The 13,404-nt window shown below is 62.2% G+C and carries 9 protein-coding genes; 8 read left to right on the top strand and 1 reads right to left on the bottom strand.

The genetic code is table 11. The features are described from left to right. Positions 1-50 precede the first annotated feature (50 nt). The 4 genes from HS101_11030 to HS101_11015 all read left to right on the top strand — a co-directional run bounded on the left by HS101_11030 (position 51) and on the right by HS101_11015 (position 7,776). On the top strand, positions 51-1,082 hold the full coding sequence (locus HS101_11030; GenBank protein ID MBE7506804.1) for a LacI family DNA-binding transcriptional regulator: 1,032 nt from the start codon (positions 51-53) through the stop codon (positions 1,080-1,082). Positions 1,083-1,159: 77 nt separating this feature from the next. Further along, the gene (locus tag HS101_11025) at positions 1,160-4,546 is read left to right on the top strand and encodes an alpha amylase N-terminal ig-like domain-containing protein (GenBank protein ID MBE7506803.1); all 3,387 of its coding nucleotides are present in this window, start codon (positions 1,160-1,162) and stop codon (positions 4,544-4,546) included. Positions 4,547-4,552: 6 nt separating this feature from the next. Beyond that, positions 4,553-6,925, top strand: a complete 2,373-nt coding sequence (locus HS101_11020) for an extracellular solute-binding protein (GenBank protein ID MBE7506802.1) — start codon at positions 4,553-4,555, stop codon at positions 6,923-6,925. After that, positions 6,922-7,776 (top strand): carbohydrate ABC transporter permease, encoded by an 855-nt coding sequence (locus HS101_11015; GenBank protein MBE7506801.1) that lies wholly within the window; start codon positions 6,922-6,924, stop codon positions 7,774-7,776. Before HS101_11020 ends, HS101_11015 begins: the two co-directional genes overlap by 4 nt. A gap of 260 nt (positions 7,777-8,036) precedes the next feature. Here HS101_11015 and HS101_11010 read toward each other — a convergent pair whose 3' ends face one another. Beyond that, a complete protein-coding gene (locus HS101_11010; GenBank protein ID MBE7506800.1) occupies positions 8,037-9,356 on the bottom strand; it encodes an IS1380 family transposase in 1,320 nt (439 codons plus the stop codon). 846 nt (positions 9,357-10,202) lie between these two features. On the opposite strand from HS101_11010, the gene pilM reads away from it, so the two are divergent. The 4 genes from pilM to HS101_10990 are packed head-to-tail and all read left to right on the top strand — an operon-like array spanning position 10,203 to position 13,352. Further along, positions 10,203-11,351: a pilus assembly protein PilM gene (gene pilM, locus HS101_11005; protein ID MBE7506799.1), complete on the top strand. Its 1,149-nt coding sequence runs from the start codon at positions 10,203-10,205 to the stop codon at positions 11,349-11,351. 13 nt (positions 11,352-11,364) lie between these two features. Beyond that, entirely contained in the window at positions 11,365-12,033 is a 669-nt protein-coding gene (locus HS101_11000; GenBank protein MBE7506798.1) for a hypothetical protein, read from the top strand. Next, entirely contained in the window at positions 12,030-12,593 is a 564-nt protein-coding gene (locus HS101_10995; GenBank protein ID MBE7506797.1) for a hypothetical protein, read from the top strand. The genes HS101_11000 and HS101_10995 overlap by 4 nt, the downstream gene beginning before the upstream one ends. A 51-nt stretch (positions 12,594-12,644) precedes the next feature. Next, on the top strand, positions 12,645-13,352 hold the full coding sequence (locus HS101_10990; GenBank protein ID MBE7506796.1) for a hypothetical protein: 708 nt from the start codon (positions 12,645-12,647) through the stop codon (positions 13,350-13,352). Positions 13,353-13,404 lie beyond the last annotated feature (52 nt).

Below are 13,404 nucleotides of genomic sequence, written 5' to 3'. Positions count from 1 at the left end.
AAGCGCTGGTTCGAGGCTCGAACGGCCTCCACCACGCCATCCGAGCTGCCATGGCGAAACGTAAGACCGTTAGTATCAAGGACGTAGCGAGAGAAAGCGGATCCAGCCTCACCACGGTCTCGCTTGTCCTCAATAAGCGCGACCGGCGGATCAGCGAGGCCACCCGCGATCGTGTCCTGGCCACCGTCGAGCGGCTTGGATACCGCCCCAGCCGCCTGGCCCAGGGACTTCAATCCCAGCGAACCGGCTTCATCGCGATTCTTGTACCGCAAATCCGCCATGCCTTTGCCGATGCTTACTTCGGCGAAATCATCAGCGCGATCCACGACCACGCGCGCTCCGCCGGGTACAAAGTCCTCCTCGAAGTCGCTGACGATGTCTTCCTCGGTTCCAACCAGCACGTCGAGCTCTTCGATCGACATTTCGTCGACGGCATCCTCTGCCTCGGTGTCACCAACCGTGACACTTATCTGTCCGTCCTTCGCGAGCGGGCCCGGCCCGTCATCGTCGTCAATAACTATCTCCCCGACCAGCCGCTCAACTTCGTCCGCTGCGACTATCACGAGGCCGGCCGCCTGGCCTGCAAATACCTGCTTGATCTGGGCCATAAAAACCTCGCCCTTATCCACGGCGCCGCCGAGGTGCAAACGACGCACGATCTGCGCGCCGGCATGGAGGCCGCCATCAAAAAGGCGGGCCTCAGCCTTCCGACCGATCGCGTTCAGGACGGGCTCTATACCGAAGAAGGCGGTGCTGCCGCTGCCGTGGCACTCATGGAGCGCGACTCTGCCGTCACCGCCATCGTCGCCGGAAACGACAAGATGGCCATCGGCGCCATCAGCGGCCTCAAGGACATCGGCCTGCGCGTTCCGGCCGACGTCAGCGTCGTCGGCTGCGACGACATCCACCAGGCCGCCTTCTGCGACCCCCCGCTGACCACCATCCACACCCCCATCTACGAAATCGGCCGCCGCGCCTGCGAACGCCTCCTGGCCCTGCTCGAGGGCCATGTCTTGTCCGTCGAGGAGACGCACCCCGTCTCCATCACCATTCGCAAATCCGCGGCGGCGCCCAGGAAGTAAAACTGCGTTCGTTCGAGTGCCGTCCTCCGCTCTCTGTGTGGATGCACGGTAAATCGTTTTCGCATACAGTAATGCGCATGACGACCTCACGTCCCACCATGTCATTTGCCCGCTCTCCAAGCCGCCTGTTCCTGTTCGTCGCCCTTCTCGCGGCGACAACGACGGCCGCCGCCGATGCGCCGGACTTCAAGGTCGTGCGACTGGCCGGCACCTTCAACAACTGGGCGACCGGTGACAACGACTTTGCACTCAAGCGCCGCGGCCAATCTCTTGAACTGACGCGATTCTGGGAGTGCGGCAGTTATAGTTGCAAATTCGTCTTCGACGGATCGTGGAATCGTCACCTCGGCAGCGCCGGCGATGACCGTCTCGTACAGCCCGGCAGCGATATTCGCCTCACCATCCCGCAGTCCGCGGTCTACCGTATCTGGCTGGACGTCGACAAAAAAACCTGGGGCATGGAACAATCGCTGCCCAAAAAACCGGTCGCGTTTTTCCGCGCCATCGGCGAAGACGTCGGCGCCGCCCGCGTCGTTCTCGATGCGACACTCAGCCAGGCCCCGCGCGGCCGAGAAATCAAATCCTGCGAGTGGAACGTTACTTCCCAAGATGGGCTCGCGTTCCTGGAGCCGTCCAAGCCGGGCAACATGAACCACCTGCAGCAGGCCGTCACGGTCGAGCGCTCCGGCAATTTCGAAGTTTCGCTGAAAGTCAGCGACGGTAAGCAATCGGCGACAACAAAAAAAATCGTCCGCCTCGGCCAGGGCTGGTCGGCGGATTTATCGCCGAAATCCGACACTCAAGATCGCGACGTCACCCCGATGCTTCCACTCCACGGCAATCGCTGGGGCACGATCTACCTAAGCGATAAGCCAGGCAACCTGAAGGTCTCGTTCACTCCCGCGACCGGCAAATCGAAGCGAGCAAAGAACCCCAAAAAACTCCATTCGAAAGCCGGCACGCAGCTTCTCGTCTACGATCCCGCGCTGCACCAGGCCGCTCTGACAAATGAAGGCTTCCACGCGATCAACTTCGACCGTAAGTCCGCCGACGCGTTGCCGTCGGACGTCTATGTCGAGCGCATCGATGTCGTCGGCGATTTCAACAACTGGACCCCGGGGGCGACGCCGCTTTACGAATTCTGGACCGACGACCGCGTCTTCGGGCGCATCATCGAGCTGCCCGAAGGACGCTATCGCTACAAGCTCCTGATCAACGGTCATATCTGGATGGAAGACCCGGCGGCGGACCAGCGCCTCCGCTCCCCCGACGAATCCGGCGGCTTCAACAGCGGCTTTCGCATCGGCCCCGACGCAGCCCAGTTCGGCGCGCCGAAGCCCGATCAAATCGCCTCCGCCGCCGTCCACCACGACCCCACGAGCAGCACCTACCTCCAGGTGATCGACGAGAACCTCATCCGCGTCGGCTTGCGAACGCTCGCCGACGACGTTGAGTCCGCTGAGATCGCTTTTGAGGTGAGCAAAGTCAGAAGCCCGCTGCGCCGCACTCATTCCAGCGACGGCTTTGATTTCTGGGAAGCGATGTGCTCCGTCGGCGGCCGGAGGATCAGGTATGTCTTTAATCTGCATGACGGCGGCGCAAGATCGGTGCTTGACACCCTGGATTGCTATAAGATGCCGGCCGAGCCGGATGCTGCCATCTCGCTTAAAGTCGAACCTTTTGAGGCGGACCTGCGAATGTCCTTCGACACGCCCGACTGGGCCAAACGCGTCGTCTGGTATCAGATCTTCCCCGAGCGCTTCTGCAACGGCGAGCCGTCCAACGATCCCCCGCGCACCGTCCCCTGGACCCACGACTGGCACAAGCCCTACGACGGCTCAAGTGCGAAGGATGCCGCCGGGCGCTTCAAGGAGCAGGGCTCGTTCTTCGAATACATCTTCGACCGTCGCTACGGCGGCGATTTGCAGGGCGCGCAGAAAAAACTCCCCTACCTCCGCGACCTCGGCATCACCGCCATCTACTTCAACCCGATCTTCTCCGCCGCTTCGCTGCACAAGTACGACGCCTCGGACTTTCGCCACGTCGACGACGCGTTCGGCGTCGCCGGCAGCCTCGATCGCCTCAAGGGCGAAACGACCGACCCGAAGACGTGGCAATGGTCCCAAAGTGACAAGGTCTTCCTCGACTTCCTCCAGGAAGCTCATCGCCAGGGTTTCAAGGTCATCATCGACGGCGTCTTCAACCACGTCGGCCGCGAGTTCTGGGCATTTCAGGATGTCCTCAAGAACGGCAAGAAGTCGCAGTACGCCGACTGGTTCGACATCACCAGTTGGGAGCCCTTCCATTACAAGGCCTGGGACCGCGACGATGGCGCCCTGCCGCGCCTCAAACACGATGACGCCCTGGGCCTTTGCAAGCCCGTCCGCGATCACCTGTTCGCCGTCACGCGACGATGGATGGACCCCAACGGCGACGGCGATCCATCCGACGGCATCGACGGCTGGCGTCTCGACGTGGCCAGCGACATCAACGCCAACTTCTGGCGCGACTGGCGCAAAGTGGTGAAGTCCGCCAACCCCGACGCCTATATCGTCGCCGAGCTCTGGGAGGAATCGAAAGTCTGGCTCGACGGCCAGACCTTCGACGCCGTGATGAATTATCCGTACGCCCGCGCCTGTCAGCGATTCTTCGTCAACAACGAGAAGCGCATCAAGCCCAGCGAGTTCGACCGCCAGCTCCGCGAGGTTCTCGGCTGGTATCTGCCGCAGGTCAGCTACGTCCTGCAGAACCTCTACGACAGCCACGACACCGATCGCCTCGCGTCGATGCTGATGAACCCGGACCTCGAATACGATCAGGCCAATCGCCTCCAGGACAACGGCCCGAACTACAACGAATCCAGGCCAACCCCCGAGTGCTACCAGCGGCAGAAGCTCCTGGTCACGATGCAGATGACCTACCTCGGCGCGCCGATGGTCTACTATGGGGATGAAGTCGGCATGTTCGGCGCCGACGACCCCTCCTGCCGCAAGCCGATGCTCTGGCCCGAGTTGATGCCTTACCAGAGCCCCGACGATATCATCGAAAAAGATCTGCTCGATCACTACCGTCGCCTGATCGCCATTCGCAACACTTACCCCGCTCTTCAGCTCGGCACCTTCGACACGCTCGAGTGCAAGGACGATCAGGGCATCTTCGCCTTTGCCCGCTCGCTCGACGGACAGACCGTCGCCGTCGTGTTCAATAACAGCAAGCAAAGCCGCCGCCTCAACATTTCGTCGCCCTGGCCGGACGGCGCAGTCGTCGCCCACCTCGACGATCCCAAAGAGGCCGAGTTGATCGGCGCCCCCGATGACAAAGCCGTCGGGCGACCCTTCATTCGTCTGAAGAAGCCCGCCCATCCCCACGTTCGCGTTGAGGGCGGCAGGCTTCGCGGTCTGATGCTCTCGCCGTACACTGCCGCGGTGCTGGTAAACGCCGATGATTCTCCCGCGCCCCGCTGATTTCTCATGCAGAAGCTCGTTCATGGAATCGCTTCCACCCTGCGGCTGATCGTCGCCGTCGCGGCGGCCATCGTGCTGATCTTCTCGTTTACCTGGGTCGGGACGCGTTCGCTGCGAAAAGAAAAGCTCCGCGCCGGTCAGGTGCAGTTGACCGTCCTGCACTGGGGCGAGAAGAACGAAGACGCCATCGTCCAGCAGCTCTGCCGCGACTTCACCTCCCTCCCGGAAAACCAGGGCATACGCATTCTGCGAACCAATCTCGGCCAGGCGGCCCAGGTCAACACCAAACTGCAAACCATGTTCGCCGCCGGTGACCCGCCGGATGTCTTCTACCTCGGTTACGAAAAGGCCGCCGACATCGCCGTCAAAGACCTCGTCGTCGATCTCGACGAACTCATCGCCCAGGACAAGGCGACCGGCGTCCCCACCGTCGATCTAGACGACTACTTCCCGTCGGTCCTTCGCTGTTTCCGCTTCGACAAGGAAACCAACCGGATCGGCAGCGGCAAGCTCATCGCCCTCGCCAAGGACTTCACCGGCGTCGGCTTCTATTACAACAAGGACCTGTTCCGCCGCGCCGGCGTGCCGTTTCCCCCCAACGACGACTGGACCTGGGAGGAATTCATCGAGCGCGCCCGCGCGATCGCAAAGCTGCCCGATTGCTACGGCGCCGATTTCGTCACCTGGGAGTCGATGGTCCGAATCTTTCTCTGGACGCACGGATACGACTTCACCGACGACAACTGGAAGACCTACAAGTTCGAAGACCCCGAGGTCATCGCCACCCTCGAAAAGCTCCGCGTCTGGTTCCACGAGGAAAAGCGCACCCTCGTATCCGCCAAGACCCAGCTCGAAACATTGCTCGAACCCTTTCTCGCCGGAAACGTCGGCATGGCCGGCCCCTTCGGCCGATGGAAGTGCCCCACCTATCGACTCATCTCCAAGTTCGATTGGGACTTCGCCCCCCTGCCACACGCCAAAGGCAAGCCGCCGCGCAACGGCATCTTCACCACCGGCTGGGCCATCGCCAAATCGAGCCCCCACCGCGATGAGGCCTGGCGCTTCATCAAATACCTCAACAGCCCGCGCGGGCAGGCCCTGATGAGCAGCGGCGGCCTCGCCATTCCGACGCTCAAGTCCGTCGCCTTCTCGCCTTCCTTCTGCGACCCTGCGCAGAAGCCCGCGAACTGTCAGGCCTTCCTTGCCGCCGCACAATATGCCGAGCCCATCGACTGGCCTTCGGAGCCGCGCTATCTGCACCAGCTTCGCGTCCGATTGGAGGACATCTACAAGCTCGGCAAACCCATCGCGCCCCAGCTTGCCCGAGTGTCAGCCGAGTGGCAGAAGAACGACGAGCTGCTTCGCCGAGAGTATCCACCGATGCCCTGGCGCAGCATCTACCTCTGGATCTCCATCCCTGTACTGATCATCGTCCTCGCCGCCGCCGCGATCTGGTGGATTCGTCGCCCGCGCGGCCTCGCCCTCAGCGAAGAACTGGCCGGCAATCTCATGGTCAGCCCGTGGGTGATCGGATTCATGGCCTTCACCGCGTTCCCGATCGTCCTCTCTCTTTTGCTGGCCTTCTCCAAGTGGAGCGGCATGTCCACCCTCGAACATGCCCGGGCCCTGGGCTTCGACAATTTCCGCACGCTCTGGCAGCTCGACACGTCTTTCCACAAGGCGCTGAAGATCACCCTCTGGTACACCCTGCTTGCCGTGCCGACCAGCCAGCTTGCCGCCCTGTTCGCGGCCATGCTCATGAACAACGAATTCAAATCCATCGGCGTCCACCGCGCGGTCTGGTATCTACCCAGCGTCCTCGCCGGCGTCGGCATGGCCGTCATGTGGAAGTGGGTCTTCAACCACGAACACGGCCTGCTCAAGACCGTCATCGATCCCCTGCTGCCAACCGGCTGGCACACCCCCGCTTGGTTCGAGAAAGACGCCGAGACCTGGGGCGTTCCCGCCTTCGCCATCGTCAATCTCTGGGCCATCGGCGGCACCATGATGATCTACCTCGCCGGCCTCAAGGGCATCCCCAAGGACATGTACGAGGCCGCCGAGATCGACGGCGCCGTCGGCTGGCGAAAGTTTTTCGCCGTCACCCTCCCGATGCTCAGCCCGGTCATTCTCTTCAACGTCATCATGGCCGTCATCGCATCCTTCCAGGTCTTCACCCAGGCCTGGGTCATGACCGCCGGCGGCCCCGGCGACGCGACGCGCTTCTACGTCGTCTACCTCTACAACCAGGCCTTCGACTTCCACGACATGGGCTACGCGTCCGCGATGGCCTGGCTGCTCCTGCTCATCATCCTCGCCCTGACGCTGATTCTGATGAAGACGTCAAAGCGGTTCGTCTACTACGAGGCGCTGAAATGATCTCCAAAACAAAAAACCGCCTCGCCATGGCGATCCTCGTCGTCGGCAGCATCCTGATGATCTTTCCTTTCTGGTGGATGTTTACCACCAGTCTGTCCACCGAGGCGCAAGCAACCGAAGCGGCATCCGGCTTTCGCGTGTGGCCCTCCGACCCTCAGTGGCATAACTATCCCGAGGCACTTCGCCGCATGGGGTCGCGGCCGTGGCACGGCTTTCTCGATGCCCTCGCCAACACCACCGTCGTCACCACCCTTTGCGTCGTCGGGCAGATTCTCTCGTGCAGCCTTGTCGGGTATGCCTTTGCCCGACTGCGCTTTCGCGGGCGGGAGACCCTCTTCATCATCATGATCGCCACCATGATGCTCCCGGCGCAGGTGACCATGATCCCCATGTTCATCCTCTTCCGCTCCTTCGGGTGGATCGACACGCTGCTGCCGCTCGTCGTGCCGATGTTCTTCGGCACGCCGTTCTATGTCTTCATGTTTCGCCAGTTCTTCTCCCAGGTGCCGGAGGCGCTGGTCGAGGCCGCGCGCATCGACGGCTGCGGCCACCTGCGCATCTGGATGCAGATCATGCTGCCCATCTGCAAGCCGGTCATCGCCATCACCGCGATCTTCACCTTCATCTTCGCGTGGAACGACTTCCTGGGGCCCCTGATCTACCTGCAAAGCGAAGACCAGATGACGCTCGCCGTCGCGCTCAACTCGTTCCAAAACCAGTACGGCGACTTCCGCGAGGCCCACTACCTCATGGCCGCGAGCATCGTGACGATGATCCCCTGCATCGTCCTCTTCTTCGTCGCCCAAAAACAATTCGTCGGCGGCCTCTCGCTCGGAGCGGTGAAGGGATAGCTCGCCTCGCGCGGCCCGTTTGGGCCCTCAAATCGGCCCCGCAGTAAGAATAAGAGTCCGGCCCGCTGACTCCGCGAATAGTTCTCTACAGCGTGCATCCCGCCGGATGAACCCACGACTAGCCCGCATATTTCATCAGTGATCTTCGAATGGTGATGGACGGAGTTTTTCGGCTTTGTGCGTGAGCGGAGGGATGAAGGTGGAGGTTGGGGCGCGCAGGGCCCCCTTACCCCCAAGCGGTGATCAGGTTGTTTTTCGGGTCATGATGGGGCGGGCGGGATCAGGCGGAGTCGTGGAACCAGGGATCGCCACAGGTCCTGCAGGGGGCAGCTGCTCGACAGTCGCAGTACGACGCGGCGCACGGAGACGACCACCCGCGCGGCGACCTTGAGGAGTTTCAGGCGAATGGTGTTCACCTGGGCCTCGGCCAGTTCGGTGCCGGCCAGGGCCGTGCGGCGCAGCGTTTCCACCAGGACGTAGGCCGCCGAGGACAACAGCAGCCGGAACTGATTGGCCAGGAAGGCGTGGCAACTGGTGCGATCGGCGAAGAGCCCGAGCTGCTGCTCCTTGATGCGGTTCTCCATGTCGCCGCGGGCCGTGTACAGACCGTCGTAGATATCGTTCGGCGTGCGGTCGGTCAGGTTGGTCACCACGAATCGAACGTTGGGCCCCTGAACCAGCCGCTCGGCCTTGACGATCACGCGGCGCGGGCGATCCCAGGTCTGCGCCGCGTACTCGATCTCGTGGAAGTTCCGCACCTTCTGCTGCGTGGTGGCGAACTGGGCCTCGGCCGCCTGCATGAAGGACTCGGCCGCTTTCTCCAGGACGGTGTTGCGGGCCAGGCCCAGCACGTACTTGACGCCGTGCCGGTCGCACCATTTCATCATTCGCCGGCGGCAGAAGCCGGAATCCCCGCGGACGATGATCCGCACCCCGGGCCACGCCTGTCGCAAGCGCTGCACCAGCAGCTTCAGGATGGGCCAGGCGTGATGGGCCCCGTCGATGTTGCTGGGCCGCAGGTAGGAGACCAGCAGCCGCGAGCCGCAGAACACATACAGCGGTAGGAAGCAGTGGTGGTCGTAATAGCCGTGGAAGAAGCGGCCTTCCTGGTTGCCGTGGATCGGATCGTCGGTCGCGTCGAAGTCGAGGATCAATTCCTCCGGCGGCGATTCATAGGACGCGATGAACTGCTCCACCAGCACACGCGACATTCGTGCCAGGTCGCCGCGCGTGACGCGGTTCTCCAGCCGGCACAAGGTCGGACTGCTGGCCAGCGGCTCATCCGCGCTCGGCGGCCGCCCGGTCAGGACCGCCAGCACGGGATCGCTCCGCAGGGCTTGATGGTCGTTGAGATCTTCGTAGCCCATCGCAATGGCAAAGATGCGCTGGGCCAGCATGACCCGCTGGTCATGTTGAATTCGGGCCGGATCACGCGGGTCGTTGATGACCCCGGCCAGTTGATCGACCAGGCCCAGACGCCGCTCGACCTCCCGAAGCAGCAGACCCCCGGCGTCTGAGGTGAGCGTTCCGCCTGTGAAATCGGCCACGATTTTCTTGCGGCCGAGACTGGAAAAGAACATCGGTTTGCTGTTACAGTCTGTCACGAAAAAGCCTCCCTGCCTATGGACCGGAATGTTCTTACGAAACCCCAGTCTACAAGGCTTCGAGGCTTTTTCTATTCCTATTCAACGCCGACCTGATGAAATATTCGGGCTAGCTGTATGAGTGCGTATCCGGCCGGATGAACCCACGACGGGCTACAAGAGTGCCTGTCCGGCCGGATGAACCCACGACGGGCTACAAGTGTGCCTGTCCGGCCCGAAGGGCCAAAATTTAGTAGGCAGGGGCATCGCCCCTGTACCGCGCCCACCCCGCGCAAACCGACCCCGAGGGGGTCGCATTTCCCGCGGGCCAATGCCCACACCCGCGCGCACGCCGAGCAAGGATCAATTAATAGAAACCAACCCACCCAATCCCGGCGAAGGATTTCTCAATGGCCGCGCAATGCCGAACTCAAAACCCTCGCAACCCGGCCGGACGCATGACTCAGGAGACCTCCCTAATGAGCCCGCGCACACTCACCTCCCAGCGTTTTGACTTTTTGACTTCTTGGCGTTTTGACGTTTCCACGCAAAACCACCTAAAAGTCGAACCGCCCCAACACACGCCCGCCGCAAGACTTGCAATCGAAAAATCTCCGCTGACTCACCTTATGTCACCTTCAAATCCGCGATCACCAAGCCCCCAAAGACGCCTCGCCCCACCCAAGAGCACGGGCGCACCCACCCCACCACGGTTCGATAACTCACGGGTCCATAATCACTGCCCTCTCCGCAACCGTGCGATGCGGTCCTCAATCGGCGGGGAGCATCAGCCGATACGGGAACCGGCAGAAACCAACCAGACTGCGCTCATTCTGGGGGAAAATGTTGATCGGAAGAGGCAGAAAACACGGACCGATCGGTCTCGACCTCGGCTCCACCGGCGTGCGAATGATTCAGTTCGCCGACGCCATGGGCGATCCCGTCGTACAGGCCGCGACGCACTTCGAGCTTCCGCCGGGCATCACCGATGCGCGGGAGCGGGCGGAGATGCTGGAGCGCGCCGTAAAAGACGCTATGGCGACGCGGCCCTTCTGCGGCCGCGAAGTCGTCGCCGGATTGGGCCTCAGCGAATTCCAGATGAAGAGCATTCGCCTGCCGAAGATGCCGCCGGAAGAGCTCGCCGCGGCGGTGGAATTCGAGGCCCAGGACCGTTTCGACATGGCCGGCAAGCCTGCCCAGGTGCGATTCTTCTCCGCAGGCGAGGTCCGTCACGGTACGGAAATCAAAGAAGAAATACTCGTCTTCGCCGCGACGCAGGAGGCGGTGACGTCGAAGGTAGAGATGCTGCAGGCCCTTGGACTTCGACCGACGGCGGTTGATGTCACGCCGTGCGCAGTGGCCCGGAGCTTTATTCGATTCCTGCGGCGAAGCGAGGACGCGGCATCGGTCAACGTCTTTCTGGACGTCGGCGGGCGTGGTTCGAGCATCGTCATTACCCGGGGAACCGACATCTGCTTCGTAAAGCTGCTGGACGTCGGCGGCGAGCAGATGAACGCGGCGGTCGCCAAGGCGCTGAATCTGTCGCCCGACCAGGCGGCGGAACTTCGAGTGCGCATCCTGCACGAGAGCGCGTCCTCACCATCGAAGTCCGACAACGCCATTCCCGACGAAATTCGCGCGCGAGCGGCCGATGCCATTCGCCCGATCGCCGAGCGCATCTGCCGCGACATGCAGCTTTGCCTGCGCTACCTTGCCGTGACGTTTCGTGGGCAGCGGCCCGGAACGCTCACGCTGGTGGGCGGCGAGGCGCACGAGCCCGAACTGCATCGGGCGTTTTCCGCATCGGTCGATATTCCGTGCACGATCGGACATCCGCTGCGGGGAATGGCGGGCATCGAGCAGGCCCTTTCACGGGACGAGCGGACGCTGGCGCCTGCATGGAGCGTCGCGACGGGGCTAGCCCTTCGCGGGGCCACCTGCATTCGAACTTCAACACAGGCCTGTGGCTCGGTGGGCGCCCCTGTGGCATGAGGGAGAGTCAGACGTGATCGATCTGGATTTCATCCCGGAACAGTATCATGAGACGCGCTCTCTGAAGGGCGCGGTGCGCCTTCGGGCGTCGCTCATCAGCGCGATGATTGTGTTCATGGTTCTCTGGGTCGTCGCGAATCAGAAGCGAATCAGCGCGGCGCAGGCGATGACCGTGCAGGTCAAGTCTCAGGAGACGCAGGTCGACACGCATCTCTCCAAGAAAGCGGAAATGGAACAGGAGCGGGCCCGACTGGAAGACGGTCTGACCCTCCTTGCGATCCTGGAATCGAAGGCCAGCCCGGTGGTAGTGCTCTCGGATGTGAGCCGGCGCATCTCCGACACCGTATTCCTGACGGATCTGGTCCTGACCACGCCGTCCGCGGGCCGCTACGCCAAGACTGAGAAGGCGCGAGAGTCGACCAAGGCGCAGGATACGACGCAGCCACCGCCGGCTGAAACCGTCGAACCCGAGAGCCAGCCGCTTTCCGCCCCGCAATTGGTGATCAGCGGTCTGGCCACGGAGACGCCGGACGTCATTCAGTTCTCCGCCCTGCTCGAAGAGTCGCCGCTGGTGTCGCGCGTGCAGATGGAACTCAAGGGCATCGTCGTCTGGGGCGGCCGTCGGGGACAGGGATTCAAGCTCACCTGCGATTTGCATCCGGAGGAGAAGCATCCTCGATGAGCGCTGCAAAGATGAACATGGCCGCCGCCGGCATCGTGGTTGTCCTGACCGCGGCCTTCGTCCTGGGTCTCTTGACGCCGGGCGTCAAGAAGCTGAAGGAAGCCCGGGCATCGGCCGCCCAGGAAGTGGAGCGCGTCAAGGAAAAGCAGGCGGCGCTCGGCAACATCAGCGACCTGTACGCTGCGACCGTCGAATTGGGCGAGCAATTGCAGGGGTTTCGCCATCGATTGCCGAGGGATCGGCAATTCGGCGAGTTTCTCAGCTATCTGTCAGACGGCTTTCGAAAATGTGACATCATCAATTACGTCGTTGAGCCGCGCCCGGCCAAGACCATTGTTGACGAGGGCGTTCCCGACGAACTGAAGCTCGCGGTGGGGACCACCGTGCTTCCTGTGCGCATCGCGTTTCAGACGGACTTTCCGGCAATGGTCAAGTTCCTCGACTTTCTGGAGAAGAACAAACGACTATCGCACGTGGAGTCGCTGAAACTGATCAACGACGAAATGAAGCCCGGCAGGATCAAGGCGGATCTTGTCGTGCACACCTACTTCCGCCCATAGGCGGCGCCGGACACGCGGAATCTGGCGCAGAGGATTGAGAGTTCGAATATCGTGGCGAATGTCAACGACATGCTGACGCAGTTTCGTACGCAGTTGATGGCGGACAAGAAGAAGTCTGCCATTCTCGGCGTGCTATTCATCGTCCTGCTGTTTGTCGTAACCGGGCTCTTCAGCAAGAAGCCCGATCCGGCCTTGGCCGCCGCGGACGATCTCATCCCGCCGGCCCAGCCGGCCCCGGCGGCAGTCGCGACGACCGCGCCGCCGACGCTTGAGACGCTTGCCCCAGCGCAGCCGAAGGCCACGAATCCGGCAGAGGAAGAGGCCGACCACAAGATCGCGGACTGGCTGCTCGGCGGCAGCGGCAGTTCGACGGTTTGTATCGCTGAAATGCCGCGCACACCGCCGCGAAACCTGTTTAAGGCGCCGGCGTGGTCGAAGTTCCCGCTGGTCATTCTGGAGGACGGTTCCGAGCAAAGAGCCTTGAACGAGGACAGTGTCGCCCGAAGCTTCTGGAGCAAGCTCGGCGGCGGCATCGTCTCGTACCAGGCCTTTCGACGCCAGGAAACTGAAGACATCGATAAGGAATTCGCCGAGCTTGTACTTCACTCGACCATGACCGGCCCGAAGGCCCTGGCGCACATTTCCGGACGTTTGGTCCGCGTGGGCGACAAGATCCGCGGGTTTTCGGTCGTTCGCATCGACGATCGGCAAGTTACGCTCGATAAGGGCGGCATCCAGCGCGTCCTTTCCATGCCTTAAAGCACAACCGCAAGGGTCCGACAACCGATGGAATGTCTCGGATTCCTGCGGA

The sequence above is a fragment of the Planctomycetia bacterium genome (assembly GCA_015075745.1).
Taxonomy (GTDB): domain Bacteria; phylum Planctomycetota; class Phycisphaerae; order UBA1845; family UTPLA1; genus UTPLA1.
This window is presented reverse-complemented; position numbering and strand designations above follow the sequence as displayed.